Genomic DNA, 25,397 nt, shown 5'->3' with positions numbered 1-25,397 from the left:
GGGGCGGACGTAGCATGCTGGAGGGCTCGCGAGGGACGTTCAAGTGAGCGTTGTCATTCGACGCGCGGGCAGCAGGAGATACCGGCTGCTTCGGACAGCCCGAGCGGCACCCGCGCGCAGTTCCGCAGGTGCACCTCCTGCGCAGCGTAGATACGCGAAGCGCGACATGGCGGCTTGATACATCGAGGCGGACAGATTGTCCTCGGCCATCGTCAATCGAACTCGGCCGCTCTGACCTCATCCCCTGTCGCCGTCGCAGTGATGTCCGGCAGATCGGCGTCCGGCAGCCAAAGTAGCTCGGCCATCGTCTTCCGACCCGCCAGTCGTCGGTACTCCGCCATGGTCAGCAAGACATGAGTGGGCCGCCCCCGGTCCGTGATGAGTATCGGCCCCGCTTCGGCAGACCGCTTCGCTCGCTCGACATCTCGATCGAAGTCGCTGCTGGAAATCGAGTTGATATGCATCGTCGCTCCTCCTGAGCAGTATTGCTGCAATAGTTCTTCCGGTTTCGGCGACCGGGGGTTTCCACTCGCTTCGGGATCGGGCAGCGCGCACCCGATAGACGGCAGACCAAGCTGTTAATATTCTGTCAGCTTTTCAACCAATTCGGACAGAATAATTGCTGACATGGGCAGAAAAACCGCACCCTTGCTTCCGATCGCCGAGGAACGGCTTCGCCGATTCGGCGACCGTCTGCGCCTCGCGCGTTTGCGCAGGCGGCTTCCAGCAAGCCAGGTGGCCGAGCGGGCAGGCATGACGCCGATGACGTTGCGCAATCTTGAACGCGGCGGTTCGGGGGTCACGATCGGCGCGTATCTCGCGGTCATGCAGGTGTTGGGTATCGAAAAAGACATCGATCTGCTCGCGCAAGCCGATCCCGTCGGACGCGAGTTGCAGGACGCGCGACTGACTGGCCCCGCGCGCACCGCCGCGCAGGAGCAGCAACGCAATGCCGTCGCAGCCCAGACCGGCAAGAAGATCGAAAAGTCACCGGCGCCTTTGACGGACAGCGAAGACTGGACCGTGCAAGGCGACTTCATCAGTGCCGACGCGCTGGCCGCGCTGATCAAACCGACGGTGCCGTCGAATAAGAAGGTGCGACGAGGGTAGCAATCGCCGACTGCGCGCACGGGATCGTGCGTGCGCAACCGCCGCGTCTGAATGGCTGCACGCGAGGCGCGACGCGCGAACTGTTCGAGTTCGATACTTCGACGCTTGCGCTGGATCTCGACGTCGCACGATCAGTCGTGTCGCATTTTCGGGTGTCCAAGAAGGATGCTGAAGGGATCATCGAGAACAGTCGGGGCGTTGTGCGGCAATGGCGCACGATCGCCGATCGGCTGGGTCTACACGCCGGCGAGAAGGCGCGGATGGCTGCGGCGTTTCGGTTGGCGGAGTGAGCGCGTCACGATTTGTACGCGGATTTCGGCGCTGTGCCGACCACATGGCTATCGAACGCCCTATTCGGTTGCGCGAACGGGGATGTGCCTCGCAAGTCAACGGCCGAAATCGATCGCCGCTATTCGAACCGGTCGCGGAAGATCGCGTCCAGGTCGATCGTGAGAAAATGGATGGCCCCCGACGACGCGATGACACTGCCGCCCGTCGCGGCATCGCGCATCAACCACGTGATCAACTGGATCGGATAGGACAACGGGGTCGTATAGGCTTCGAGGCTCGTCAGCCGCACGCGGCAGGTCGTCGCTTCGTGCGGCGCGAACGTCGGCAGCGCAAAACCGTAGCCGCCGTCGAAGCAGAAACCGCCGCCGGGCGCGGGCCCGGGACAACCGCCCCGGAAGTTGCCGTCCATCAGAAACCCCGGGACATTCCCGATCCAGCAGAACCCGGCAGTGACGCCGGTCAACGCGACGTCGGACGATTGCCACACGACCAGCGACACCACGCTTTGCGCACGCCCGTCCGGCAGCAACGCGACGGACTCCTGCCGCACATCGAACCGCAAATCGGGAACGACGCCGAAGCGCAGCGCGACACCGCCGGAAATCGGAAAGCCGCTGCCGTTCGACGGCATGAGGTCCATCGACAGATCGTTGATCGAATCGATTGCGCGATGCACCGCATAAACGCATTCGATATCGCCGCCGGCGACGGTCGGATCGAACGTGACGAAGCGGCCGAAATCCTGCGGCTCGAGATCGGCGCAGCCTTCCGCGGCGCCGATCGGCACGAATTCGTACTCGTCGTCCGTCGCTTCGGACGCGAGCATCTTCGTCCACACGGGCGTTGCGGATTGCACACGCAGGCGCAACGTGCCGGATTCGCCTGGGGCAAGGCGCAGTATCGGACCGTCCGGAGCGCTGAGCACTGAATCCTGGGCGTTCGTAACGGGCGCGATGGCGAGAAGTGCGGTAACGCAGACGAGATGAGGCAGCGACAACATGGGAGCGCTCGGCAGGATGCGCTCTCGTGACGCGGCAGCACGAGCAAGCCCCTACTTCTTTGCCGCCAGTCGGTGCTGGAGCCGAAGCCGGAGCGAGAGGCCGTATCGACGAGATCGGCCGGCGCGGAGCACAAGGTTCCAGTCGTCGAATCGTTACACGAATCGTAACGCGCTACGGCGATGCGGCCTTATGGAACAACGCGTTGCAGATTCCAGGGCCGAAAGAATCGTTTCAGGAATCGTTACACGCACAAGAGCTCCGGGCCGCCTGTCGACGCAGGTTTTGGGTCGGGTCAAGCGATGTGCATGGAAGTTGCGCGTGTCGGCGCGGTCGGCGTCGCCATAACATCGGTGCCGCCATCTCACGGAACCTGATTGATCAAACGACCGGCAGCGATTCCCGACAGGCGATCCACGACGAGGGTATGCCGGCGACGCCCACTCGCAGCGCAACGATACCGCCGACGATGGCGCAGAGCGTATCGCGGTCGCCGCCCGCGCTGACCGCAAGCCACATCGCGCCCGGATAACTGTCGCCTGCATGAGCGCAACACCACAAGGCGAACGGCACGGTATCGGGTGCCGACATGTCGGTGCCGTTGCCGAGTGCGGATACGGCGAAACCTGGCGTTGCGCTCGAGCCTATCGATATCGCCCGCTGCAACCGCGACCTCACCTCGCTCTCGGGGACTCGCGACGCAACCTCGCCCAGGAACTCGTCACCCTTCGGGCAGCGACCGTCGACGCCGCATCGCGCCCAGAGCGCCGCACCGAGAGCGACCGCGATAGCGCCGGCAACGGCTTCGTCATGCGCGTGCGTGACCACTGCCGACCTGCGCGCTTCCTCTCGAACGACGTCGAGATCGTGCGCAAAGAATGCGCCGATCGGCGCAGCGCGCATCGCTGCACCGTTGCCCCACGAACCCTGCCCGCCGAACGCAGCATTGGCAACATTGCGCCAATCTTCTCCCTCGCGGATACGGGCCAGCGTGCGATGCATGGACGGACCGTAGGCGCGTTCGTACGAGTAGCGCGACGCGAAGTCGGCGGCAAGTGTGTCTTGCTCGATTCGACCGTAGCGCGCGAGCGAGGCGATGACGGACAACGTCATCTCGGTATCGTCGGTGTAGTACCACGGCGCGTCCGGCAGGCGGCGCGACGCGATCGCGGCCTCCGCATCGTCGAGCGCAAAGAAGCACTGGCCGAACGCATCGCCGACCGACAGGCCTTCGAGAGAAAGTCGAGCGAGTTCCAGTGGTTTCATCGGCGTTCGTAACCTCGTTGCGGCGTGGACTGGTCCGGTGAGGAGCAGGCGAGCAACCGCGCGCGGGCTTTGGCATAGCGCGCGACCGGTAGAGAAACGACGACAGTTCGGGCCTGCGAATTCCGATAGACACAGCAGAATTCCTCGCCTCCCGTGAGTCTGTCGCATGTCGGCCATCGTCCCGGTTTTTCGCGTTGTTCGCCTCACCTCGCCGCGCGCCGCATGGCCGGCGCGCCTGGGCGCTCTGATCCTGATCGCGCCCGCACTGCTGCCGAACGCGCACGCCACGACGATCGGCTGCACCGACGGCGTCGGCGACAGCGCGGCCCTGATCGCCGCCATCGACGCGGCCAACGCCAACGGCGGCGACACGCTGGATCTGGGCGCGGGCTGCGTCTACGGTTTCGGCGCGGCGAACAACTTCTGGTACGGGCCGAATGCCTTGCCGCCGATCGCCTCGACCATCACGATCCGCGGCCACGGCGCGCGCCTGCAGGCCACGCACGCCGATACCACGGCGGCGAACGGCTTTCGCTTTTTCTATGTTTCCGGCGGCATGCAATTGCCGGCCGGAGAACTGCGCCTGGATCACCTGACCATCGCCGACGGCTATGCCCGCGGCGGCGACAGCAGCTTCGGCGGCAGCGGCGCCGGCATGGGCGGCGCGGTCTTCAATCAGGGCACGCTGGCGCTCGACAGCGTGACGTTGACCGGCAACGTCGCCCAAGGCGGCGGCGGCAACACGTCAGGCAACATCTACGGCGGCGCCGGCATGGGCCAGGACGGCCAGTTCTATACCGGCGGCGGTTTCGGCGGCCCCCTCGGCGCGAGCTACGGCGGGAACGGCGGCGTGGCCGGTTCCGGCGGCGGCGGTGGCGGCGGCGGATTCCTGGCCGGCGCCGACGGCGCCAACGGCAACGCTGCCGCCGGCGGCGTCGGCGGCGGACTGGGACGCCTGGGCTCGATCCCGCCCGGCGACGGCGGCAGCGGCGGCGACGTGGGACAAGGCGCCGGCGCGGGCGGCGGCGGCGTGGGCGGCGGCGGCGGTTCCGGTGCCGGTTCCGGCAACGGCGCGGGCGGCGCGTTCGGCAACGGTGGCCTGTCCAGCGTGGGCGCGGGCGGCGGCGGCGGTTTCGGCGGCGGCGGCGGCTGGTGCGGCGCGCCTTCCGGCGTGACGGGCGGTTTCGGCGGTTTCGGCGGCGGCGGCGGCGGCGGGTTCAGCAGCTCGCCGCAAGGCCGCGGCGGTTTCGGCGGCGGCGCGGGCAGAAGCCCCAGCGGCAACGGCGGCGGCGGCGCGGGCATGGGCGGGGCGATCTTCAATCACGCCGGCACGCTGAGCTTGGTCAACACCACCTTGAGCGGCAACAGCGCCAACGGCGGCGCGGGCGCCGGCTCATCCAACCCGGGCCGCGACGGCTCGGGCCTGGGCGGCGCGATCTTCAACCTCAACGGCACGGTAAGCGTCAACTTTTCCACGATTGCCAATAACAGCATCGTCCGGACCAATGCCGACCAGGGGCCGGGTGACGGCGCAGGCATCTATTCGGTGGCGATCGGCAATCGCATCGCCGACGGCGCAGCCAGCGTCGCCCTGCTGACCCTGAGCAATTCCCTGGTGACCGGCAATACCGCCGCCAACGGCGCGAGCGCGAATCAGGTCGTCAACTTTCGCGGCAGCGGCAGCAATACCAACGCCGCGCAGCTGCGCTACGTCGGCGCGAACCTGATCGGTTCGGTCAACAACAACGACGACGCCCAGGGCCCCGTGCCGCTGGCGGACGCGATCACGCTGGGCGCGCTGGCCGACAACGGCGGCGACACGCCGACCCTGGCGCTGCCCGCGGGCAGCGCGGCGATCGATGCGGGCGTGGGCTGCGCCAGCGCCCAGCCCGCGACCGACCAGCGCGGCCTGGCGCGCGTCTGGCCCGATACGCCGGACCTGGGCGCGTACGAATACGGCGCGCCGTCGGGGCCTGGTGAAGTCGTTTTTCACGACAACTTCGAGGGCGTCGTGGCTTGTCGCTATGCGGCGTTGTTGCGCTGACGGTCGCTACCGGGATGGTGTGATGCACCGCGGCGGGACAGCGGGGTTTCGATCGATCGCCGCTATTCGAACGGGTCGCGGAAGATCGCGTCCATGTCGATCGTGAGAAAACGGAGGGTCCCCGACGACGCGATGACACTGCCGCCCGTCGCGGCATCGCGCATCAACCACGTGATCAACTGGATCGGATAGGACAACGGCGTCGTATAGGCTTCGAGGCTCGTCAGCCGCACGCGGCAGGTCGTCGCTTCGTGCGGCGCGAACGTCGGCAGCGCAAACCCGTAGCCGCCGTTGAAGCAGAAACCGCCGCCGGGCGCGGGCCCGGGACAACCACCGCGGAAGTTGCCGTCCATCAGAAACCCCGGGACATTCCCGAGCCAGCAGAACCCGGCAGTGACGCCGGTCAACGCGACGTCGGACGATTGCCGCACGACCAGCGACACCACGCTTTGCGCACGCCCGTCCGGCAGCAACGCGACGGACTCCTGCCGCACGTCGAACCGCAGGTCGGGAACGACGCCGAAGCGCAGCGCGACACCACCGGAAATAGGAAAGCCGCTGCCGTTCGACGGCATGAGGTCCATTGACAGATCGTTGATCGAATCGACTGCGCGATGCACCGCATAGACACATTCGATATCGCCGCCGGCGACGGTCGGATCGAACGTGACGAAGCGGCCGAAATCCTGCGGCTCGAGGTCGGCGCAGCCTTCCGCGGCGCCGATCGGCACGAATTCGTACTCGTCGTCCGTCGTTTCGGACGCGAGCATTTTCGTCCACACGGGCGTTGCGGATTGCACACGCAGGCGCAACGTGCCGGATTCGCCTGGGGCAAGGCGCAGTATCGGACCGTCAAGAGCGTTGAGTATCGAATCCTGAGCGGTCGCAAGCGGTGCGATGGCGAGAAGCGCGGTAACGCAGACGAGTTGGGACAGCGACGGCATGGGAGCACTCGGCAGGATGCGCTCTCGTGACGCGGCAGTACGAGCAATCCCCTACTTCTTGGCCGACGGTCGGCGCCGGAGCTAAAGCCGGAGCGAGCGGCCGTATCGACGAGATCGGCCGGCGCGGAGCATAGGGTTCCGGTCGTCGAATCGTGACGCGAATCGGAATGTGCTACCGCGATGCGGCTTATGGAGCGACGCGTTGCAACTATCGGCTCGAAGAATCGTCGCCGGAATCTTTACATGCTCGTGGGCCGAAGAGCGAAGGACCGCTTGAGAACGCCGCGGCGAAGAAGGTTCAAGCCGCCACACGACCGAGCGCGCGAGCCAGCGAGAAGTCGAGCAGCGCGAGCACCGCATCCCGCGACGCATCCGACGGATTGATGATCGACGCCCAGCCGTGCGCGCCGTACAGCGGATGCGGGAACAGCCGGTCGAGCGCCGTGAAATCGAACGCGTCGCGATGCGCGTCGAGCGCCTTCGGCGCGAAGCCGAACAATTCCTCAAATTTGTGTTTTCCGACTTCGATGTTGAGGCGAAACAAGCCACCGCGATCGAGTTGCGAGGCGGTGTCGAAGCCGGCGTAGTCTTTGATCACGATGGTCGCAAACGGCATCTTGGCGGGCCGGCCGCTCGCGTCGCAGGCGTAGAAGAACGTGTCGCCCCAGGCGATTTCGGGGCTGCCGTCGTCGGGGGCGGCGATCTGGGTGCGGACGGTGGGGTTGGTGGCGAGGTGGTGGCGGAGGTTGTTTTGGGTCATGGGTGGTCCTGCTGCGATGAGATGAGGCGTCGAAGCGGTGGCAGGCCAGTAGACGAGCGGAGTCGTGCCGGCGTCGCGGGTTCGAAGCGCTATTTCTTCGCGCGCTGCAATCTATCGATGAGATCTTCGATCGACAGTGGTGGCCGATGCCGATGCAGCATCGAATGGCAGTTCGAGCAAACGGGGCGCAGGTCTTCGATCGGATCGAGTACGTACTCGCCACCGGCCAGCGACAGCGGCTTCAGGTGATGCACTTCGATGAAACCGGCGCCGATATCGCCGTAGACCGTATCGAAGCGAAAGCCGCACACCGTACAGGTAGCGCCGTAGCACGCGATGCACGCGCGGCGCGCTTGCGGGTTGCGCTCGTACGCGTTGACGGTGATTTGCTTTACGGCGCCTTCGACGTACGACGTGGCGTCGTCGACGACTTCCTGTGCGAGCGTTTCTAGCGACGGCACAGCGCTGTCGTCGAACGCCCAGACGACGCGAACCGGATCGCTGCCGTCGCTACTGACGGCGCGAGCGCGACCGCGGTAGGTGAAGGGGTCGCGGTTGTTGGCACGGTAGAAGATGAGGACTGGGGTTGCGGGGTCGAGTAGCGCGCGGATCGACGGATGGTTCGGGCGAGAACCTGTCTTGCCATACCACTGAAGCACGTCGCCCTCGAACCGATCACCGTAGTCGTGGCCCGTGCGCGCGACGTCGCCGACGTTGCAGAACAAGAACCACACGCCTTGGAATTCAGCGTAACCCGTATGCCAAGGGCCGCCCTGCCTCTCGCGCGGGACGTTGCAAAGCGCGTAGATATCTTTCTTCGAGTAGCTGCCGCCGACTGCAAACCGCGACGCGAACGGCTCGGCTGCGCCCGAAGGCTCCGGCGAGTGTTCGACTGGCGTTGCGGGAGCGTCCATGGCGACCGAGAAGACGGTTACGTATGGACACAGTACCACGGAGGATGGAGAGATCGGGCGTCGATCGATAACCGCTGGGCCGGTGAAGGCAAGCTATGCCCGCTGCATGTCGGGCACGAGATGAACCACCGTGGTTCAATTGTGGAAAATATGCGATTGCATCACCATCGCCGGCATGAGCAGGAAGCGCACAGGCATGATGCAACCCGCCCTTCGCCACGCTGGCGAAGCACGTGGCATAGCCAGATCAGAACGCTACATCTCGACCGAGCAGCAACGGCAAGAGCAAGCGCGCGACGATCGGTTGATACAGCGCGCACTGGCCGTCATCGAGAGCCGCGCGCGGGATCCCGGCGCGCTGTTGGCGAAGCCGTCGCTTGTCGCGGACTGGTTCCGGCTGCGGCTCGGCGCGTATGAACGCGAAGTGTTCGCCGTAGCGTGGCTCGACGTACGCCACCGCCTGATCGAGTTTCGCGAACTGTTCGCCGGGACCATTGACCGTACGGAGGTGCATCTTCGCGAGGTCGTGAAGTCGGCGCTCGCGTGCAACGCGGCCGCGGCGGTTTTCGCGCACAACCATCCGTCCGGGTACGCTGAGCCGTCGCAGCTCGACATCGAGCTTACCGAGTACCTGCAAGTGAACCTGGGCGCACTGGGCGTGGCGGTACTGGATCATCTGGTCGTGACGACGCGTTCTGCGGTTTCGGTGTACGGAAGCCCCCTAAGAATCAAGGCCTTACATCGTCTCTCGCCCCCGATCCCGGGCGCCGAAACGAGCGGCCGGAAACCGGGCCGAACCGCCAGAAAGCGCGATGAGTAGCCAGCAGTCACGCTTGAGTGAAAATCACTCGGCCGCGAGTAAAAATCACTCGCGCGTGAGTACCTCACTACTCACGCGCGAGTGATTTTTACTCGCCCGTGAGTGCCAAGCACTCGACGTCGAGTAATTTTCACTCACGCGTGACTGCTGGCCACTCGGCGCCGAGCATGCGGATACTCACGCGTGAGTGATTTTTACTCACCGCCGGGTGATGGCCACTCAACGCTGACTGATGATCACTCACGGCTGACTGCTGGATACTCACGCGGCAAAATTGGCGTTCGAAACGTGTTGCGGCGGGCTGTGGGCGCGGGAAGAGCCCGCGAAAACGAGGCCCGATCCCGGCAGTGGCCCTCAACGAACGAGGCCGCCCTTGCGGCGGCCTCGTCGACCCAAGCCAGTAGCGGATGCCGGCGCGGTGCGGCGGCATCGGCCCTGCCATCTGCTCAGACTATGCGGACGGCGTTTCCTCCTCGGCCGGCGTGCTCGCCGCTCCCGTCTTTCGGAACCGCGCCGCCAGATCCTGGCGCAGCGAATCCAGCCCCTGGTTGCGGCCGGATACCTTCAACAGCGCATAGCCTTCGAGCGAAGCGGCCATCAGATCGCTGCCGAGCGCGATCGTCGTATCGTCGGCGCGATCGGTCAGCCGCCGGAGCCGGGCCAGGCGCGGCCGCAACTGATCCAGCGCACGAAGATCCCCCTGGGTTTCGGCGAGGCTGAACGACGGCGGCAGCACCTGCGGGTTCATCGCCAGCACGTTGACGGTCTGCCGCACGAAAGCTTCGGACTTGTCGCCCATCTTGTTCAACGCGCGAACCTGCGCGTTCGACAGGGAAGCGAGACCTTCAAGACGGGTTTCCAAGGTGGTGAGCGCCTGATCGACTTCGGCCAGTTCGGCATCGGTCCAGGCGAGAGAAATCAAGTTCTGCGGCATTGCACGTACCTCGAGTAGTAGACATAGGTGTCGCCGATGCCCCTGTCGATCGGCGTGGCGACGCTACGGGCCGACGCGTACGTATGGAAAGTCAACAACCGCAACCAACTTTTAAAATCGTATACGTCACGTTCTAAATGCATGCAGTCGCGGTATAGGCGGCGGAAGCAACCGCCCCGTCGTCAAATTGAATCCGGCGTACGACGGACGCGAATGGGGCAACGTGCGACCGAACGTTGAAGTACGCGGCGGCGCCTCTGGCGCCGGCCGCGACGGAGGAGTAATTTCGCCGCGTCAGCCACCGAATGGAGAACCGGACATGAGCGCAAAGTTCATTCTGAAGAAAGCCGCGGACGGGCAGTACCGCTTCGTGCTGAAGGCGAGCAACGGCGAGACGATTCTGACGAGCGAGTTGTACACGTCAAAGGCAAGCGCCGAGAAAGGCATCGCGTCGGTCCGCGAGAACGCGGGCGACGACGCGCGGTACGTGAAGAAGGACGCGAAGAACGGCAGCCCGATGTTCAATCTGCGGGCGGGGAACAATCAGGTGATTGGGACGAGCGAGATGTACTCCGGCGCGGCGGCGCGGGATGGGGGGATTGCGGCGGTGAAGGGGGCGGCTAAGAACGCAGTGGTTGAAGATCAGGCTTAATCATCTTCGCAGCGATTTAACCTATAGCGAGCTGATTTGGATGAAGCTAGCTCCCCCTTTCACCGCCATGGCCGATCGCTTGTGCTTCGCCATAGCACGCACGCCCCTTAAAAGCGGTTGTCGGCATCCTATAACCAAGGCAGCCAACTTCAGTGCGCGGGCTCTACAGCCGTCGGGCAGCAATCGACGGCTAAAATGGAGCTTAGGTCGATGTCTCGCGGATGAATCTCCTACATCTACACGCTAGATTGCTACAGGGTTGGACACCTCTATAACTGCATCCACAATTCGCGAGACTTGCGTTGCCGCACGGCCGGTCACGTGGAAGCCAAGCTCGAGAGAATAGTCGAAGCTCCACCGCGTCATGTTCGACGATCCGACGTAACACTCCGAGTCGTCGACGCGAACCACTTTGGCGTGAAACGTCTCGGTTTCTCCACGGTCGCTCCTTGGCAATCGGAAGACAAACACCCTCACTCCCAGACGTCCTAGGTGTCCGGCCAGTTCAGCAAGTGCCGCAGGCATCCGGTCCCGAACAATCAGCTCGCGCGCGACGCTAGCCTTTGAAGCGCCGAACAACTGGACGATCCGAGCAGCTCCATTGGCGTCAACGAACGGCGTCATGATGGTAAACCGATTCTCAGCGCGATCAGCCATTTCTCCCAGAATCTCGCTCGTCGCCAAGAGTCCCCAACTACCCTCCAAGGTGCTCTCTAGCGCGCTCACAAACCTACTCGGGTGGGGTGGCTTGGACATCACAACCCGCACTCGGTCCACGTCCGCGTGCACTCGATCGCGGTACATCGCTGCGCCCTTCAACAAGAGTCCAAGTTGATGGCTTTCTACGACCTCAAGAGCGACGCGCCAATCGCCAGCGATCTGCCGCACGGCGTCGCAGCCCTCTGCAGCTCTCAGGGCTAAGACCACCTCTGGCAAACGTACGGTTCCGAGACCAACCAGCCTTGCGACGTCCTTGCTGCTGTGAGTGCCTTCTAGGCGCCCTTGGCCCGCAAGTTCAAATATGCCGCCCAACACTGAAGCGTGAGGGACGAGACGCACAAAGAGGCGTTCAATTGCTGGCGACATGTGCTGAGACGTCCAGGTAGCCACGAATTACTTGCCCATGGTGATCCAGATCCTCGCGTGGGGCCGGCCCACAACGCATCACGGACCTCGAAAGCAACTGGTTGGCTGCTATGCATGACGTCTCCGGAATGACGATACAGCTCGGGCATGCGCCTCCAGACAACGAGTCACACAGACTTCCGGCGCCACACATGAGCGTCCTGGGAGCCAAGAGGTGTTCAAGGAAGATAATGTTGTAGTTTCTCCAGAGAGCGGAGAGGTTGCCCAAATCCATTGTCGTGCCATTTCGGTAAACGACGAATGCGAGATCCGCAGGAAAGAGGTACTCCCCAAGCTGCCAAGATCTAGCCCTGAAAACTCGGCAACAGCCTTCATTACTGCGTGCGCGTAGGTGTGCAGCAGCGTGTAGACGTAGCGATACGTGTTGGCAGGCCCAGGGGTCAGATTCGCGAAGAACTTTCCGAATGGCGCGGCAGATTCCAGTACGTGAGCTCCAAGCTCTAGCGAGTTTGCTCCATCCCACTCCGGGAGGTCACCGACTCCGGCACTGTGAAGCCACTGGTAGACTGTTTCCGGACGAAGACGTATGTAAATCGCCTCGTTCGATTGATTGACGACGTAGATCGGAATCTTCTGATTACCGAGCTCTTGGAACAGGTTCAGGCGAACTGGCAGCCGAAGGGTTTGCTGATCCGATTTTTCAATCAACGGGTCGGTCGACATTCGAGTGAAGCCATGGGTGAAGCGACAAAGGTCGAACTCGCGCACGAGTCCCATTTCTGTAACCCCCAAGGCGCGAAAGAGATCTGTGGTCCTCGAAACTTGAGTATCGAGCTCCGGTCTCGTTCTTGGTGCGAGGTCCTTATCGGGGTGGGTAAATCTAACGAATTGGGAGCGGCCGTCGACAGGTGTGGTCGCGCGAAGTTTGCTTCTTGAAAGCGCTTCGTGCTCAACCGCCAGAACCAAAGGATCGTACCGACTCCCGAACTCGATTCTTCTGGCGACTAGCTGCATGAGCCAAGCCGGAGACTCATGCTGGAGAGGAACTAGGCCCGGAGTCGCCTTCCAATCCACAACCAGGTCCCTGAGTTGCGCGTCAACTTCTTCTGCCATCGCAGTCCCGTTCAACCGTGCCTTCATTCCGATGAGGCGTTCGTATTGCGAAACCTTGGTGGAATAACCCGCCTTCCTCAGTACCTCGACAATCTCTTCGTCGCTGGGCGGCCGCTCGCCCACACCAAAGCGCTCAGCGGCAAACCCTGCAAGCTGCTCCTCGTTGCCTTCTTGCAGCATCGTCAACAAGTCGCGTTGGTCAGAGGCGAAAACAACGAACTGCTCGGAGTGCGGGTAGAACGCTGGCGTAGCTCGGTAAGAGATGGGCTCCATGCGCCGCCAACGGGGAGGCCGCGTAGTTGTGTCATCGCCAAGAAGCTTCGTGGTAGTCGGATCATTTTGCAGCCAACTGTCGCCGTGCTTGTGCCCCCTCTCGCACTCGAAAACCCATTCACCAATCCGCGGCGATTTGTCAATTAAGTAGAACTTGCGACTATGGCAAATTAGACACGATCCGATTGGCGGGAGCAGCTTTTGCTCTGCAACGCTCCATTCCCAGCGTCCCGGGGTCGGCGCCTCCCAATTCCCTGACCAATGCACGAAGATCACATCAAGCTGGCGCCAACGACACTTCCCTTTCAGCTCCTCGGATCTCGAGTCGCAATTCTCGCGTTTCAAATCATCAAGATGGGTTGAGGCTTGTCGCACTGTATCGAACTTCCGAAACCGTCCACACGTATTGCACACGAAATCCATCGGGGCAGGCACGTAACACATCGCCTTCGGATCGACGAGTTCGAAGCGCGAGGCGGCAGGCGCGTGAAACGCCCCGTCGCGCAGAAGAGCCTGATCCAGGCACAAGGTTGCGACGGCGGGATGATTCTGCGTTCCCCCTTGCATTGCTCGCGTGTACCAGCTCTGCCAAATTTCCCTCAATCGCAGGTGGATCTGGATGGCAGTCTCCTGCGACACGTCGGCCTTCGCGGGGTGCTGGCTTTGATCCGAGATCGATAGGCAAGCACCAAGCCCGCCCTCAAAGGTGAAGAGCGCCCCTGGGGCATAGACGGTCGCTAGCTGCCCGCGTGAGCGTGACATCTTGGCAGCAGATTGCTCAGGCGGATCATCGGGGCTACGGAACTTCTTTTTGAACGCCATATCACTCTCCGTCGTTCCCACCATCAGCAACTCCGCCACGGATAAGTTTCATGACCTTTCTCACCGCGTGGTCGTCAATTTTTCCCCTGGAACCATCAAGGTCGCGGTACCCGAAGGAGATGAAACCAGCCTCATCGACGTCACGCAGCGAGGTCATTGGTCGCTTCATGACACTGCTCTGAGCGCGGAAGAAGTCTCCGAGTCCACGCTGCTCACCGAGCATGTCGCGCGCCCACCCGGACAACATCGCCTCGACGCGATCCTTGATCAACTCCTGGTAGTGCTGCTTTCCACCCGGAGCAAACGTTTCGCTATCCAGTCCTATTGCCCTCTCGGCAAAGCTGCAGAGATTTGCCACGAGCGGCCCTCGGGTCGCCTGTCCGTTGTACAGATTGACAATATTCGGAATCCACGAGAGGTCTCGGACGCTTTGCTTCTTGTCAGCGGGTGCCGCGTGCACCTCGTTGATGTAGGCGACACCGGCGAGATAGGCCTGAATGAGGCTTGGGAGCACGCGCTCCACAGCGCGACCCGCCCACCTATCAATCGCGGCGGGAGAGACCATGCGTTCCAAGAATCTGTGGTAGCTGTCGAATACCTCCACCACGTATCGGTCGCGCCTTCGTTGCGGCGTTGGTACTAGGACCACAAAGCCAACATGGGTACGACCCACGCGAGAAGAGGCTTGGATGTACTCCGCGATATCCGATGGCAGACCGGCGAAGAACATGGAGTTGAACTCTTCAACGTCCACGCCATGAGATACGGCCGAAGTGGCGACCACGGATCGGAGCACCGTCTCCAAGTCGGGAAATACTTGGCCCGGTTTCGGTCTCTGCTGGGCGTCCTGGACAGTCTTCTGGATATCACCCTGGGAAACAGAACCGGTAATTAGGTCTGTACGCAGATCCTTCAAAGGCAAGTTGCGCTCAGCGTGACGCTTTCGCGTTTCCTCAAACTCGGCAGCCATGATCTGGTCACCGCCCTTCTTATTCGTGACGTACGTAAGTGCGATCCGGTGCAGATCCACGAGCGTAGCTAGCTCAGCCGGCGTCGCCTTTCTTAGCGCCTCCGAATAGGCGCCCCGCATATGGCCTTCGCTAGCTACGCTAGCGAGCATTTCTCTTGCCGACAGATGACGACGCTCGTCATTAGAGGTGAAGGATAGAATTAGCTCGGAAATTGCAGCATGAAAATTTGAAAGGACCGCCACTGTGGTCGCCGTGTGGGCGCGACCGTTGGTCATGAATCCGACGTAGACGCGCGCCCAGTTCGCCCTTTGCTCAATGTCGGGGAGGCTGGAACGCTGTACGTCCGCGGGCTCTGCAGGCGCAGCGTAGAACGAGGCGTACAGACTTTCACCTGGGTAGGGAAACTGCATCGCCGGTACGGGACGCTGATAGAGGTGCTCTAGTTGGCGATCGGGATCCGAAACAGTGGCCGATGCCGCAACAACCTTAGACCTCCGGCGGGTTTGACTGTCCGGCTCATGCGCAACCAGCGCCTTGAGCGGCTTCGACAGTTCTCCGTATACGGCGTCCAACGCAGACTCAAACAAGCCCGCAAAGGTGCCAAGCGACTCATCCAGAAGGTGTGCTTCGTCCTGAATGAGTAAGCTCGGAAATGGGTCATGAAACAATCGCTTTCCGTCTGGATAGGCAGGGAAGAGACCAACGCATCCAGCAGCCTCAGGCCCTCCTTCAAAGGCTCGAGGTTCGTTGGGGATCTTCAGGCGTCCTGTTGTCTCTTCTTGCCACGGGGCGGCGCCAAACATTGCGTAGATTCTTCGGATCGTTCGCGAGGACTGGCCGATGAGCGCGAGCTTGTCGACGGTCCCTAAGAGGACCGACGGAGCGATATCGTAGATGTCTACGTCACAGATGAAAAATGGAAGGGGTTTGAACACACCTTCATTTGCGGCGCAACCCAGGCTCGAGCAAACGTGTGCAACCGTTCCTCCCAACGCCGAGAAGCGCCGCAGGACCGTATCCTCGTCACAAAACGGACAGGACGGAATCTTGTTCCATGCAGCTTTCTGGAGTTCATAGTTGATTTCGCGGCTCAATAGCAACGATTCGGTCTTTAGATCGGCGCCCTGATCCTTGATGTCGGGTATGTCGGCGACGCCAGGCGCAGAGTGATTGTTGGGCGAGCCTCCGCTGCCGACCCAAAACCCGATCGAGAATGGTTCGCCTCCAATCTCGTGTCGTCTGCGAACTAGCTCAGCCCTCGCCAGCACCTTTGAGCAGCGCTGGGCCTGTTGAATGGTGAGAAGGCGCAACGGGTAACGAATCATCGCTGTCACGCCGATGGCCTTCCCCCTCAATCGATCCAGAAACAAGGCAAGAACCAGCAAGCCAAAGAAAGCCTCAGACTTTCCACCTCCAGTGGCGAAGTAGAGCAAGGTGACGGTGTCGTCACGCTCGCGTTCAAAGCGACTGGCAAAAGAATCCATGCGAGTTGCAATTGCAGGAATGTGCGCGATCACGAAAGCAAGCTGAAACAAGCGCCACTCGCCATCATCATTCTTGAACCGGCTTCGCAGCATGTCGGCCATCGTCTCGTTCATCGATAGCCAAGCTTCGAACACAGTAGCTCGCTCGTCTGACTGCGGACCTCGCTTACGCGTCAGTTTCCAGATCCGCTCCGATTCCGAGAGAATCTCGAGACCGGCCCGAACAGCATCGATTTCTTTTCGCCATCCTCGCTTGTCTTTAGCAAAGCCGCTCGTTTCTCTCGCTCTTCCGACCACATCGTCGGCGCCGAGTCCGGCAAAAGGATCTACCCTCTCATCTAGTGATGCGAACCAATCCTCAAGGACTTTCGCGAGAGGTAGAACCAGCTCAAGGCTGTTCTCTCCGCTCAACATCCGCATGTTTGGCTGGAGGCCCGCATACTGGCGCGGAATGACTCTCGGCTGAGTGTAACGAGGGGCCCAGGTGGTTCGAATCCTGAGCTCGTCGGATGTGCCGCTTTGGACACGTTGTACGCCGCCATTGAAGCCCATGGCGGGATAGTCGAGATACTCGTTGTAGCGATACGACGGCTCAACCCTACCTAATCTAAGATAGCGATGCATTGCAAGGGGCATCGACACATCTAGATGAACCTGAAAAACACTTTGGTCTACCGTATCGCCGTTGCGCTTTGGCTCGACGGACGCATTCTCCAGGCTGATGTGCAGATTGGCCCGTGACGGATCTGACCAATCCGGAACAACTCTTATATGCCAACGGAGTGCAATATCCGGAAGAGTCAGCGTCTTAGTCTGATCTGCTCGAACCGCTTCGAGAAATGACTCCCACCCCTTGTACTGCGACGGCAGAACTCGAACGCCCTTCCGGTAGCACCACATTTTGCCGACCTCTGACTCCGCCCAGCGCTTGACGGCGCTGCCTAATGCTCGTGTTAGCCCTGCAGAGGCTTGGTCGACGACGTCACTTAGGTTGGCTTGAGACAACGAAGGGTCGAAGTCGAGAAAAGGAATCTCTTCGTGGCTTAGATCAATGCGTAGCCACTTGTGCGGCACGTCCATTGGCCGGAAGTGCGCATCGTTCAGGGGTGGAAAGGCGTCGCCTCGAGCGACAACACCTTCCGCCGCTCCATCACCCTCACCCGCGACATCGACATCGTCGTCGGTGGCAAAAATGGTTGTGATCTTCAGCGGCAGGCCTAGCTTCGCTAGAACCGCTGTCCGCACTGAATCTTCGATCTCAGGCCAATTCGCCTCCTTGAAGCGCTCCTTGTACGCCCTGCCGGAGAACTCCATTTCCCATCTCGACTTGAGCGCTGCGTCAGTTTCGGCCTTCAGGTGATTCCGAACCGTATCATCGAGGCGAAATCTCGGGGCGCAATCGGGTCGCTGCAGGTCCGTCAGGGAAGGAAAAACTCGAACGTAGACACTCAAGCTTGGGCAAACCTTGACTGTGCCCCGCGCAGCTCGCTGGAACTGCAAGTCGAGTCCGTGAGCATTGATGCGAATCGGCTGGGTAACCTCGTCACCAGGCCCCTGGTCCAGCAGTGGGGGAGTAGAAATCCCGATACAAAGACGGAGCGAGGCCTTGCCCCAAAAACCTGATCCCCTTCCGAGCCACGACCGCTGATTCGCGAATAGGTGACGTTGATCAATGAATCAACGACCGCTTCTTTCAGGGTCATCGCGATTGAGTTCGGGTCTACCCTAGTTGTTGGACCGGTCACTCGGCACGCCCCCTTGAGGCTTGTTAATCGCCTCGATCAAATGAACGTTGTCTTTGGCTCGTGCGTAGAGATCCTGAACGACAGAATGACTTAGCCGGCCGTGTACCTCGATCGACTCAGGTTCAAGCAACAAATCTGAGTATGCGTCAGAGACTCGTCGGCCATCGGCTCTTCGGACGCCGCGCAGCGGTTGGATCACTACTCTCCAGAAATACGTCGCCTCGAAGGCATCCAGGCCAATGGCTTGGGCGAGGGCTCGGAAGTGCGGTTCAACACGAGGGGCACTTGGTCTAGCGTCCTCAAAACTACGGCCGCGAAATCTCTCGACATCCAACCAACTTCTAAGCGTGCCTTCGGCCGGCATATTCACCGCGTCACCCAGGGCTTCTTCCAATGCTCGCTGGATGCTTCTCGCCTTGTCAGTCAGCGTGACACCGGGGATTTGTGCAACGAGCTCACCGACGCGATCGTGATACTTGCGCAGGTCGTTCTCGAAATGCTTGTCGTTGGAAATCGGAGCACCGGCCGCCTTTAGGGCTGACTCTGTCAGCTCGCGGAGCTCGAATGACATCACGAATACGTGGTCGCCCGCCTCTAACGTGCTGACGTCGACAGCCCTGAATCCTCGAGTTACGGCATGTGATTGGGAGGGGTCGTAGAGGTAAAGCTTTGAGTGGGGATTGCGGCGAACGGTAATGCCGCTATCAAGAATTAGTTCCCATGCGGAATTGTCTTGCTCGTCACAATCAGAAAATGTCGCGGCAAGTCCCTGCTCGAACGAGAACGTTGGGAGCACGAAGTCTGCCCGGGTGAATATTGTCTTCTCTTCGCCCGCTGGAAACTCGGGCAGTTGACGCAGAACTGCTCCGACTCGCGGCCGAAGGAGATCGAATCCGGCCGTCTTGTCGATTGCTCGAAGAGTTGCCTTCAGGTAAGCCGCATTGCGGCGGGTTAGAAGTACGTAGGTTGGCGACGAAATGCGGTCACTAAGTATTAGCGTTCGAAGCGACTCCTCGTCTAGTCCGGCAAAGATAAGCGTGTCGCCGGATGCGTATTTGAGCTCGGTTTCCAGCTCCCGGGAAACCATGAACTTAACGCAGTCACGGAGCACTTCGAAGCCGGCGCCCTCTGGATAGCCGTCGTACTCCTCAAAGTACCGCTCCGCCAGACGCCTCGCAGTTGGCCTAGTAAATACCACTCTGCACTTCTCATGGCCTCGCGTATGCTCTTCGATCAGGTCAGCCAACTTGCGAGCTAGTGGTGTCCCGTTGGAGTAGTTTTCCCAAAGCGCATTTCCACGGTCAATGATCCGCTTCAGTGCCGCTCGCTTCCGAAACGTCGGATCATTGAGGATCTGTTCCAGGCGAGATCGATAGACTGGCCAGGCGTAGTTCTGCCTGATTGCCATTGGAACATCTGCCTCGCCAAGCCATGCCACCAGCATTTTCGTGCTCGACGGCAGAGCAGTGAGCGTTTCCACGTAGGAAGAAGCCGCCTCTATAGCCCTGATCCACTGCTCCTCTGCAAGTTCGGAGCTCAGCTTCTCGATTTGCGCGACAAGTTCCGCTGCCTCCGTATCTGTAATAGCTACCTGTATTTCCTTAGCCGAGGGCTTGTCTGCTTCGGGGAGGCGAGATTCAAGCAGCCCGTCCATGCCGAGCGTACATATCTCGCCATACAGAGGCACGTCCGCATCACTTAGCCAGGTGTGGATATCGCTCTTCTTGACAGAGGCCTTTAGCAGTTGACGCTGCAGTTGGCCGCGCACCCACGGCTCATCGGAAACAAAAACCACGGGCGGGGTGTCGACTGGCCAAGCCTTGCGCGCGCACTCAAGGAACATGACGGCGTTGGCCTTCCATCCCGGATTCTTCTTGCGCAGTGCCCTCGTCAGATCAACCAGAAGTACGTCTGGCCTCCGCGCCCTCTCCAAGGCGCGCAACGCATTTCTGATGTCTTGGCGCGTCGCCCTCCAACTCAGGGCAAATATGGCGTCTGGTGCCGTATCTGGCTCGCTCAGACTTTGAGTCGCCAAACTCCCCAACAGACGCTTGTCCTTCACAGATTTTAGGCTGCTCTTGACGTGCCGCAGCATGTCGCCGTCGCAGGTCTGCCACTTTTCGAAACCAGAATCAGCGAAGAAGTGTGGGATCAGCTCTGCAAGGCTTGGGTGAACTCGCTCCGCATCGCTCGCTTTGATGTTATTGAGGGAAAGCCAGAGTGCATCCTTCTCCCGGAAGGAAACAGTGACTCTTGGGTTAGCCTTTTGGGCGTTTTCGTACAGATCGAGCGCCAACTTCACAAGATCAGACTTGTCCAAGTGCGCGTGGTTCAACGCATGCAGGAAATTGGCCTTCGCCGGATAGATCATCGTCCTCAGCCCTTGCTTATTCCCTGATTGCCACAGCGACGCAGTGCCTACGGCGTGCGCCAACGTTAGGGAACGCAGCGAGCCAGGCCAAAGCAATAGGAAGGAAGAATGACGTGTCCGGGAGGAATTGATTAGATGGCCGGCCACGCCTTCGATCGCGATTATTGGGCGGACCTCAACATCAACGTCGTCCGTTCTCAGCCTCAAGCCGAGGCTGGCGCGATCAACGACGGGAAGCCGGTAGGCAACTTTTGGAGCCTTCTCTTGCTTCGGCTCCAACTTCCTACTCTCTTCTGTCGGCGACTCCTGGCTCTTGGCCTTTCCCAGCAGGCTCGCAGCCATCCTTGCCTTTCGCTCTTGGGCCGAGCGAATGCTTTGCAGCTGCGACCCTCCCGGGGAGCTCCGCCCCCCTTCACGGCTTCACCCCGCTCTTCGTCGAGGAAACACTGCCCTCATACGCGGCTCTCGCGGCCGCTTCAAAATCTGTCGTCTCTCTAGTTGCCGCAATCCAAGCCTTAGGGGCGGGTAGGAGCAGAACATTTAGCTCCGACAAAGCAACATTTGTAGCGCTTGAAATCGTTCTAAAAACGCGGTCAATGGCGTTCGTATTGAGTAATGCGGCCATGAGTTCAACTGAAACGGCCGCCTGATCCGACGGCTCAAGTACGATGACATGGTTCTCGCAAACGTACGCTTTGTTCTCTGTGTGCCACGTCGGTGAAATCGGAGCTGCAATCAGTCGACTGCGCTGATCACTCGATGTAAGCCGCTGCAAGAGAACCGATCTGACCTTGACTACTCCTGCCTCATTGAGTCCATTGATCTGCACAAAGGGGCTGCTCTTTCTTGACCGATGTTGCCGCCCATGCTCAAACGCCCCATTCGGAGCAATGTCGGTGGCCCAGACAAGCGGAACAACGAGGCGCCCTTTCGGATCAATAGGGCGCTTGGCAAAGCGCGGGCGCTTGTCTCTGTAGGCCACAAGGCTGCCGACGCGAGCCACGTACCCATAGTCCGCGAGCGTGTATTGACCACGCTCGGCGGCAGCTACTAGTGCCGCGTCGTCTGCGCTCCGAGGAATCGGCCAAGGGCCTCCCGAGTTTGGCAGGGGAAATCTTCCAATATCTCGGTACTCTCCGTCGTCCGTGAGGATCACAATCTGAGTCGTAGCGTCGGCGCGAGCAGCCTCCGTGGGCCTGAGTAGGGTGATTGCCGTCTCTTGGAGAACGTCGATGAACATCGACTTTCTGTTTCCAAGCATATCGACGCTCAGTACATTGGCTTTCCTTAGAAGCTTCGCTCTCAGTTTCGAAAACGAGTCACCAGATAGGAAACTTGTCGGTGTTAGAAGGCCAATCAAGCCATTCGGATTTGCAAGAGTCAACGAGCGATTTATGAAAAGCCCGTAGATATTTGGCTGACCTCCGATGACATCGCGATGTGCTTCGCGATAGCCATGAACCTCATTGGCTTTCAACTTTCGATAGGGGGGATTGCAAATGACCGTGTCATACGGTCCTGATCCGGCAGCAAGCAGGCCGTCCCCAATCGTCAGATTGAACGTCGGCGTGTAGCCCGACTCCCTGATGAGTGGAAATGTCGCCATCTCAAGAAGTGCTGCCGATAGATGGAGCAGCTCTGCGTCAATGTCATTTCCACTAAGAGCATTCTCGATCGAGATCAGTTTTTGCTTGGCCGTGAGCTTGGTCTCCTCGAGTCCCTTCATCATCCGAAGAGCGAGTGGAACAAGAAACGCGGAACCTCCGCAAGCGGGATCGTGCCAAGTTTTTTTACTAAATCGGCGCCCGCGCTTACCAATTTGCTTATCAACCTGTCCGCCAGAATTGGAGGCGTGAAGAACAAGGCGCGTTCTGACCGAGTATGCTTGTCGACTAAGAGTGCGTACGCCGTCGCAATCCAGTACGCGGCATCTCCAAACGATTGGCGACTAACCCAATCCGCAAGCTCCTCGACCGCGGGGTCAGCGACGTAAGCTGCTGTACCCCAAGGCACACGCGCAGATTTCAATTCAGGGAACTTGCGTGCCTGCCAAAGATGAAGGATCGCTCGAATGATCCTACCGGCATCAGGATCGTCGCCCGTGGAGGTCCTGATCGACTTCACGCGTCGAAAGAATTTGAGGCGAGCGTCAGGGATGATCATGGCGCTAGGCAGCTGCCTTCGAAACTATTCGGCCAGTCCACAAAAGTCACTATATTTGCCACGGACATCGCTAGTGCCAGCGTCGAACCTGTCGAAAGAGGAGGGCCGAAGAGGGAATGCTCGAGGTTGCCGCAAGCCTCTCCGGACGAGCGCATTTCAGCAATCAGGCGATCGATCGATCTTACAAAGTGAGACCGCCTCCCGACAAGCGTAACGTAGGTCGGTATCGTTCAATAGCGACTTCTAAAATCATGCATTTATTCTAGGATGACATGGAAGAGAACGCCTATAGATGGTCAATACCCCTCAAGCGCTACCAATCGAAAGTAGAGACTGACGTTCCTGCCATCGCTGCTTGAAGACCATTGGCGGCAGGTTGCCGATGGCTTTGTGTGATCGCTGCTCGTTGTAGATCGGTATCCAATGCGCTATTTGTTCTCGCGCATCGCGCAGTGTCTGGAAGCGGTTCGCGTCGAGGACTTCGACTCGAAACGTGCCGTTGAATCGCTCCACGTACGCGTTCTGCGCCGGACAACCCGGCTCGATGAATTGCCACGCAACACCGTTCGTACTCGCCCATTTCTGCACCGCTTCGCTACGACGGCGTTGGCAGGAACGTCAGTCTCTACTTTCGAATGGCAGCGCTTGAGGGGTATTGACCGTTCGACCGGGAGTGCCCGGCCATCCGAGCGCGACAGGGGACGAAGGCTGGCGCGGTAGACGGGCATGCCGAGTCAAGCTATTGGAAACTAAACGAGAATCAAGCAGCCCTTTGCTGATTTTCCGTCAAGTCGAATCAGATTGACCAGAAATTGCCGCCTGGACCTCTTCAGGATTGGTCACCACAACCTGTTTGCGCGCTGGAGGGGCATCAATGTCCAGGCAGAGTTGACGCTCAAAGTAGTAATACAAGGCGATCCGCATCGGCACGGCGATGAATCCGTTTCTTTCCATTCCATAGTCAAGTTCAATAGCGCGCTTGTGAGCATCTGGAAGATCCGGATGCGGGGCTAACTTGACTACAACAATCTCGTTCCATTGACGATCAACAGAACCATCTATTTCGGCTGCCCGGGAAGATCCAATACTGATAAATCGCGCAAGAACCAAATCTATAAAACTTGAATTTTTGTAGCACCATGCACGCGCATGCCAACGAAACCCATCAAATGCCAGTCCGTGCGGTGCAATCCAACGCGCCGTAGGTTCAGGCGAGCTGAAGGATTGGTACACGACCTCTAGCGCCTTCTTCGTTCGGATCGCTCTTACGATGGAGCGCAACACCTCAGGATTCAGGCGACGCCGGACCTTCGGGATGGCTGCATGGGGGGCACAGACCCCAGCCACGAACTCTTGGCATCCATGGCGTCGTCCGCGAGCAGCAGCAACTGGCTCAGGTAAGAACGAGCATCAGGCGTGGTCAGAGCCGGCTGGAACGCGGAGCTGGGCGTAAACGCTTTTTCCCCTAAGTCATAGCCCATGTTTCCCGGAAACATCTTCTGATACTGGGCGATGTCGGCACTCGCCTGGGGTAGCGAGATCGAAAAGTGCTCCATCAAGTCCACCTTCTGAAGGCGGCCTTCCCAATACAAGCGCTGCTCGATGAAGGCCAGGCGTTGGATCACGCTCCAGCGCAATTGCTCAGTTTGCATAGAAATCAGCTACTTCCGAGGAAAAATTCAAGGCCATTGTATGGTCAGTTGCAACGCGGAATCCATATGAATATAGTTTCTATCACTTTGTGCCATGAAACGGCACAAACGCTATGCTGCATATCGCTCATAGCAACTATTTTCTGAGACCCCTCATGGCAAAGAAATACTGGTCTGGCGACACCTGCCCCAAGTCCGCTACCTATGGTCAGTATCACGACCCCGACGACAAGTACGCCGGCACGGAATTTGACCGTTACGTCGAAAAGGACAAAACCTTCCCGCCGAGCAAGAACAACCACCACTTCCAGGAAAAGTAAGCAACCAGAGCCCGGCTGATCGCCGGGCTTTTTTGGAGACAGATATGGCGCTCTACAAGCACGGGAACCATCTGATTCATTCCAAAGATGTTGCTTTTGATGCGACGTATACACCGGGAACCGCCACGCCGCATTCCGGTATTTACCGCTGCACCGGCTGCGGAGATGAGATCGCCTCGAACGCCGGAAATCCGTTGCCGTCCCAAAACCACAAGCAGCATGGAGTGTCCCAGGGGGCAATTCGCTGGCAGTTGCTGGTATACGCACAACAACAGGCCTGACCTTGTGCAGGTTTGCGCCGAGAGGCGGGGTCTGGGGCAACGCCCTAGCGCCGTCCGAAAGTGGTGTGACCCCCACTTCCGCGGACAGTTGAGGATTTGATTCTCAAGCCGCTGGCTCTGACTAGCCCTGAACTGCTTCACTTCTCAGAAGACGAGCAACTGCTTGATGGACTTTACGAAGACTGACGAAAAGCAGCGGCACTGCATTTCCCGGCGAAATCGTCGAACCTGCCATTCTTCGTTCGTCGACTCAACCTGATGCAGGAGCCGGAACGCCCCGGTAGAGGCATTCCGCCTCCTGGGTGACCAAGATATACGGCGCACATCCCTGTGCTCCGCCCCTTCGGGGCCGGCTACGCTTCGCTCGGCCATTCGATTTCGGC

22 protein-coding genes are annotated in these 25,397 nt (G+C 60.1%); 7 read left to right on the top strand and 15 right to left on the bottom strand.

The features are described 5' to 3' along the window. Positions 1-212 precede the first annotated feature (212 nt). Positions 213-464, bottom strand: a complete 252-nt coding sequence (locus tag OD750_RS00400) for a type II toxin-antitoxin system prevent-host-death family antitoxin (RefSeq protein ID WP_263544420.1) — start codon at positions 462-464, stop codon at positions 213-215. Between the two features lie 163 nt (positions 465-627). Here OD750_RS00400 and OD750_RS00395 point away from each other — a divergent pair, with 163 nt between their 5' ends. Both OD750_RS00395 and OD750_RS00390 read left to right on the top strand, forming a co-directional pair. Next, positions 628-1,110, top strand: coding sequence for a helix-turn-helix domain-containing protein (locus OD750_RS00395; RefSeq protein WP_263544419.1), 483 nt, complete (start codon positions 628-630; stop codon positions 1,108-1,110). Between the two features lie 26 nt (positions 1,111-1,136). Further along, complete coding sequence (locus OD750_RS00390; protein WP_263544418.1) at positions 1,137-1,400, top strand: hypothetical protein; 264 nt, start codon at positions 1,137-1,139, stop codon at positions 1,398-1,400. 119 nt (positions 1,401-1,519) lie between these two features. Here OD750_RS00390 and OD750_RS00385 read toward each other — a convergent pair whose 3' ends face one another. Continuing rightward, a complete protein-coding gene (locus tag OD750_RS00385) occupies positions 1,520-2,401 on the bottom strand; it encodes a hypothetical protein (protein WP_263544417.1) in 882 nt (293 codons plus the stop codon). Between the two features lie 379 nt (positions 2,402-2,780). Next, positions 2,781-3,665: an ADP-ribosylglycohydrolase family protein gene (locus OD750_RS00380; protein ID WP_263544416.1), complete on the bottom strand. Its 885-nt coding sequence runs from the start codon at positions 3,663-3,665 to the stop codon at positions 2,781-2,783. A 166-nt stretch (positions 3,666-3,831) separates the two neighbouring features. Between OD750_RS00380 and OD750_RS00375 the strand changes: the two genes are divergently transcribed. Next, positions 3,832-5,709: a choice-of-anchor Q domain-containing protein gene (locus OD750_RS00375; protein ID WP_263544415.1), complete on the top strand. Its 1,878-nt coding sequence runs from the start codon at positions 3,832-3,834 to the stop codon at positions 5,707-5,709. 62 nt (positions 5,710-5,771) lie between these two features. Here OD750_RS00375 and OD750_RS00370 read toward each other — a convergent pair whose 3' ends face one another. The 3 genes from OD750_RS00370 to OD750_RS00360 form a co-directional block, all read right to left on the bottom strand. Continuing rightward, positions 5,772-6,479: a hypothetical protein gene (locus tag OD750_RS00370; protein WP_263544414.1), complete on the bottom strand. Its 708-nt coding sequence runs from the start codon at positions 6,477-6,479 to the stop codon at positions 5,772-5,774. A gap of 472 nt (positions 6,480-6,951) precedes the next feature. Continuing rightward, positions 6,952-7,413: a DUF6194 family protein gene (locus OD750_RS00365; RefSeq protein WP_263544413.1), complete on the bottom strand. Its 462-nt coding sequence runs from the start codon at positions 7,411-7,413 to the stop codon at positions 6,952-6,954. An 89-nt stretch (positions 7,414-7,502) separates the two neighbouring features. After that, entirely contained in the window at positions 7,503-8,327 is an 825-nt protein-coding gene (locus OD750_RS00360) for a DUF3427 domain-containing protein (RefSeq protein ID WP_263544412.1), read from the bottom strand. Positions 8,328-8,457: 130 nt separating this feature from the next. Here OD750_RS00360 and OD750_RS00355 point away from each other — a divergent pair, with 130 nt between their 5' ends. After that, positions 8,458-9,147, top strand: coding sequence for a JAB domain-containing protein (locus OD750_RS00355; RefSeq protein WP_263544411.1), 690 nt, complete (start codon positions 8,458-8,460; stop codon positions 9,145-9,147). A 451-nt stretch (positions 9,148-9,598) separates the two neighbouring features. Here OD750_RS00355 and OD750_RS00350 read toward each other — a convergent pair whose 3' ends face one another. Beyond that, positions 9,599-10,081 (bottom strand): hypothetical protein, encoded by a 483-nt coding sequence (locus tag OD750_RS00350; RefSeq protein ID WP_263544410.1) that lies wholly within the window; start codon positions 10,079-10,081, stop codon positions 9,599-9,601. 319 nt (positions 10,082-10,400) lie between these two features. Here OD750_RS00350 and OD750_RS00345 point away from each other — a divergent pair, with 319 nt between their 5' ends. After that, a complete protein-coding gene (locus OD750_RS00345; protein WP_263544409.1) occupies positions 10,401-10,733 on the top strand; it encodes a YegP family protein in 333 nt (110 codons plus the stop codon). Between the two features lie 243 nt (positions 10,734-10,976). Here the strand turns inward: OD750_RS00345 and OD750_RS00340 are convergent, their stop codons facing one another. From OD750_RS00340 to OD750_RS00305, 8 genes are all read right to left on the bottom strand, one after another. Continuing rightward, complete coding sequence (locus tag OD750_RS00340) at positions 10,977-11,390, bottom strand: phospholipase D-like domain-containing protein (RefSeq protein WP_263544591.1); 414 nt, start codon at positions 11,388-11,390, stop codon at positions 10,977-10,979. 537 nt (positions 11,391-11,927) lie between these two features. Further along, positions 11,928-14,027: a hypothetical protein gene (locus OD750_RS00335; protein ID WP_263544408.1), complete on the bottom strand. Its 2,100-nt coding sequence runs from the start codon at positions 14,025-14,027 to the stop codon at positions 11,928-11,930. Position 14,028: 1 nt separating this feature from the next. After that, complete coding sequence (locus tag OD750_RS00330) at positions 14,029-17,796, bottom strand: helicase-related protein (RefSeq protein ID WP_263544407.1); 3,768 nt, start codon at positions 17,794-17,796, stop codon at positions 14,029-14,031. Between the two features lie 411 nt (positions 17,797-18,207). After that, on the bottom strand, positions 18,208-20,940 hold the full coding sequence (locus OD750_RS00325; RefSeq protein WP_263544406.1) for a hypothetical protein: 2,733 nt from the start codon (positions 20,938-20,940) through the stop codon (positions 18,208-18,210). A 70-nt stretch (positions 20,941-21,010) separates the two neighbouring features. Further along, complete coding sequence (locus tag OD750_RS00320) at positions 21,011-22,327, bottom strand: Eco57I restriction-modification methylase domain-containing protein (RefSeq protein ID WP_272841717.1); 1,317 nt, start codon at positions 22,325-22,327, stop codon at positions 21,011-21,013. Positions 22,328-23,067: 740 nt separating this feature from the next. Further along, on the bottom strand, positions 23,068-23,349 hold the full coding sequence (locus OD750_RS00315; protein WP_263544403.1) for an integrase core domain-containing protein: 282 nt from the start codon (positions 23,347-23,349) through the stop codon (positions 23,068-23,070). Positions 23,350-23,547: 198 nt separating this feature from the next. After that, a complete protein-coding gene (locus tag OD750_RS00310; protein ID WP_272841716.1) occupies positions 23,548-24,045 on the bottom strand; it encodes a BrxR family transcriptional regulator in 498 nt (165 codons plus the stop codon). A gap of 8 nt (positions 24,046-24,053) precedes the next feature. Then, on the bottom strand, positions 24,054-24,413 hold the full coding sequence (locus OD750_RS00305) for a BrxR family helix-turn-helix transcriptional regulator (RefSeq protein WP_272841715.1): 360 nt from the start codon (positions 24,411-24,413) through the stop codon (positions 24,054-24,056). Positions 24,414-24,568: 155 nt separating this feature from the next. Between OD750_RS00305 and OD750_RS00300 the strand changes: the two genes are divergently transcribed. Continuing rightward, positions 24,569-24,733, top strand: a complete 165-nt coding sequence (locus OD750_RS00300) for a hypothetical protein (protein ID WP_263544401.1) — start codon at positions 24,569-24,571, stop codon at positions 24,731-24,733. A 44-nt stretch (positions 24,734-24,777) separates the two neighbouring features. Continuing rightward, positions 24,778-25,014 carry an immunoglobulin domain-containing protein gene (locus OD750_RS00295; protein ID WP_263544400.1) on the top strand — a complete coding sequence of 79 codons (237 nt, stop codon included), beginning with the start codon at positions 24,778-24,780 and terminating at the stop codon, positions 25,012-25,014. Positions 25,015-25,397 lie beyond the last annotated feature (383 nt).

Source organism: Tahibacter soli, assembly GCF_025717065.2.
In the GTDB taxonomy this organism is placed as follows: domain Bacteria; phylum Pseudomonadota; class Gammaproteobacteria; order Xanthomonadales; family Rhodanobacteraceae; genus Tahibacter; species Tahibacter soli.
This window is presented reverse-complemented; position numbering and strand designations above follow the sequence as displayed.

Coding starts and splice junctions, on each gene's coding strand:
- OD750_RS00400 (WP_263544420.1), bottom strand. CDS start 464: ATGCATATCAACTCGATTTCCAGCAGCGACTTCGATCGAGATGTCGAG.
- OD750_RS00395 (WP_263544419.1), top strand. CDS start 628: ATGGGCAGAAAAACCGCACCCTTGCTTCCGATCGCCGAGGAACGGCTT.
- OD750_RS00385 (WP_263544417.1), bottom strand. CDS start 2,401: ATGTTGTCGCTGCCTCATCTCGTCTGCGTTACCGCACTTCTCGCCATC.
- OD750_RS00380 (WP_263544416.1), bottom strand. CDS start 3,665: ATGAAACCACTGGAACTCGCTCGACTTTCTCTCGAAGGCCTGTCGGTC.
- OD750_RS00375 (WP_263544415.1), top strand. CDS start 3,832: ATGTCGGCCATCGTCCCGGTTTTTCGCGTTGTTCGCCTCACCTCGCCG.
- OD750_RS00370 (WP_263544414.1), bottom strand. CDS start 6,479: ATGCTCGCGTCCGAAACGACGGACGACGAGTACGAATTCGTGCCGATC.
- OD750_RS00365 (WP_263544413.1), bottom strand. CDS start 7,413: ATGACCCAAAACAACCTCCGCCACCACCTCGCCACCAACCCCACCGTC.
- OD750_RS00360 (WP_263544412.1), bottom strand. CDS start 8,327: ATGGACGCTCCCGCAACGCCAGTCGAACACTCGCCGGAGCCTTCGGGC.
- OD750_RS00350 (WP_263544410.1), bottom strand. CDS start 10,081: ATGCCGCAGAACTTGATTTCTCTCGCCTGGACCGATGCCGAACTGGCC.
- OD750_RS00345 (WP_263544409.1), top strand. CDS start 10,401: ATGAGCGCAAAGTTCATTCTGAAGAAAGCCGCGGACGGGCAGTACCGC.
- OD750_RS00340 (WP_263544591.1), bottom strand. CDS start 11,390: ATGGCTGATCGCGCTGAGAATCGGTTTACCATCATGACGCCGTTCGTT.
- OD750_RS00335 (WP_263544408.1), bottom strand. CDS start 14,027: ATGGCGTTCAAAAAGAAGTTCCGTAGCCCCGATGATCCGCCTGAGCAA.
- OD750_RS00330 (WP_263544407.1), bottom strand. CDS start 17,796: ATGGAGTTCTCCGGCAGGGCGTACAAGGAGCGCTTCAAGGAGGCGAAT.
- OD750_RS00325 (WP_263544406.1), bottom strand. CDS start 20,940: ATGGCTGCGAGCCTGCTGGGAAAGGCCAAGAGCCAGGAGTCGCCGACA.
- OD750_RS00320 (WP_272841717.1), bottom strand. CDS start 22,327: ATGATGAAGGGACTCGAGGAGACCAAGCTCACGGCCAAGCAAAAACTG.
- OD750_RS00305 (WP_272841715.1), bottom strand. CDS start 24,413: ATGCAAACTGAGCAATTGCGCTGGAGCGTGATCCAACGCCTGGCCTTC.
- OD750_RS00300 (WP_263544401.1), top strand. CDS start 24,569: ATGGCAAAGAAATACTGGTCTGGCGACACCTGCCCCAAGTCCGCTACC.
- OD750_RS00295 (WP_263544400.1), top strand. CDS start 24,778: ATGGCGCTCTACAAGCACGGGAACCATCTGATTCATTCCAAAGATGTT.